General features: G+C 50.9%; 1 protein-coding gene. It reads right to left on the bottom strand.

The features are described 5' to 3' along the window. Positions 1-591: 591 nt before the first annotated feature. Positions 592-1,308 (bottom strand): GNAT family protein, encoded by a 717-nt coding sequence (locus tag EPO09_RS22095; RefSeq protein WP_290646773.1) that lies wholly within the window; start codon positions 1,306-1,308, stop codon positions 592-594. Positions 1,309-2,115 lie beyond the last annotated feature (807 nt).

Below are 2,115 nucleotides of genomic sequence, written 5' to 3'. Positions count from 1 at the left end.
ACCGCCACCTTTTCCACCTCCACCGCCGCCACCCTCGCCACTTCTTTTGCTATTTCTAGCGCCTGCGAAAGCCTGACCTAGCCCCGTACCGAGCCCTCCTTTTGCCTGATTACTCTGGTCTTGGAGATGCGTGTTGTATTTCAACCCAGCTCCGATATTTGGAGCGCTTGCGGATAATGGCGCCTGAGATAACTGTCCAAGGGCCTGAGCTGCTGCAGGTTGCACTCCCGCATATAGCCGGCTCGTCTGGTTATACTGATTCTGTAGATTCTGCTGCTGGGCTTGATTTTGCGCACCCCCGCCTACTGTGTTTGCTGCTAGTGCCTGCTGATTCGCCTGTGCTTGTTGCTTTAGGATGTCTGAGGTTGGCCCGACTGCGGCAGCAATCTGACGAGGGTCTCCCGACAGCAGAGATTTAAAGTAATTAGCTGCTGGAGTAAAGGTAGATGTATGCTCTCCGAATAGCTGATTTTGAAGCTGGGCTTGGGCATCAGCGGACCGCTGAGCAGAGCCTCCTCCTTTTTTGCCAGAGGCTGAAGAGGCTCCCGCACCTGCAAGTCCCGGAACTATAGCAGCTACTGCCGGAGGCATCTATTTAATCTCCGCTGATTGAGATTGAGACTTGATGTCATCCCATCCATTGTGAGTAACCTGCCAGATCACAGCATCGGACGGTTTACCTCCATACTGTTGGCAGTTGGGAAGAATCCCCACCTTTGTCCATCCGAGTTGCTGAACGTAACGATTAGCCAATATATTGTCCTTGGCTATGATCCCTACCGCAATATCTAGTGGTTGTGGGAATTCCTCGAACCACGCTTGCATGATCCGCCGGCCAGCTCGTAGAGTGATATCCCGGTGCCAGAAGTCTTTGAGAAAAATAAATCCAGCATGTCCGAGGGTGGATGGGCCAAACTGCATAGGCTCCCAGGTCGCTAGCCCCATGAAGTCTTTCACATCACCAGATGAGTCCTTCACCACGACAAATAGTACTCGGATACCGGGAGAGCTTACCATCTTCACGAAGGTACAAAAACTACGATCCGTTTCGGCAGGGTAATACAGCTTGAGAAGATCATCCGCCATCAGCCGATTCCAGAACCATGGCAGCGCGCGAGCAGCGTCTGGGTCATTATCTCCGTGATAGAACACTACATCGACGTAATCTCCATCGGAGAGTTCGATACGTGGAGCGGATGTTGGAGTCTTAGCTGTAGCTGTAGCCTCAGGAACCTTATTTTTTGATTTATCCGTCACAGCAGGGCCAGGAGGTGTCGGAGATACCAGTTGTTCTAGTATGCTGCTCATTAGTGGCCCTCGTTCACGTACTTGTTATTAAAAAAGTTACTACAGCCCTCGTGATGGACAATCGGCAGTCCCTCCTCGGTCATCTGGAGATACCCTGCTTCCGCATCCTTGTAAATCTCTGGATGGTCACAAGTCCCATTCGGAGTCTGCGGAATCCACTTAAAATGTGTGCATCTCATGCAAATAAACGGACCGTCCGAGGGAGGAGCGTAATGTCCATGGGGAGTACCGATGGATTCATCGTTTTTATTTTTACCTGCGAGTGCGGCTAACACGCTCATGGGACAAGGCTAGGAGATAATTCAGAAAAATTCAATAGTAAATGTTGCAAAGTGAGCGGGAGTATGCTAAGTTATCGGATAATCCAATTGTAACTACTCTTCCCTGGCAGGGCCGCAGTTGAGAGATTGCGGCCCTGAGGTTTTTAGATAGTCCCCAGTCCTCCGACAGCAGTCCAGCGTACACTCACTGGAGTCGCTCCAGGCTTCGGAGTGTTATCCGTCTTACTCGTAGGCTGGAATACATATAGATCAATCGCGCCTGGGACGTTACTCGGAGTGGCAGATATAGTGAAATTATGCGGAGTGCTGCTAGAATCTATGCTTGCAGTGACAGATCGGATGCTGGCTAGCCCTGTTGGAACTGCGATTGCAGATCCCGTTACACTCACCTGCCCGTGCTGAGTACAGGCAACCATCGTCTCCACTCGGTAGTTATTCTCATATGCACGTAGGATTGCCGCATCCAAGTTACGAGATGCTTGCCCAGGCTCTGACTCCAACTCCACATGAAAATTGAGCATGTTAG

The sequence above is a fragment of the Aquabacterium sp. genome (assembly GCF_004297345.1).
In the GTDB taxonomy this organism is placed as follows: Bacteria; Pseudomonadota; Gammaproteobacteria; order Burkholderiales; family Burkholderiaceae_C; genus Aquabacterium.
The sequence above is the reverse complement of the archived record's forward strand: the minus strand, read 5'-3'. Positions and strand labels throughout refer to the sequence as shown.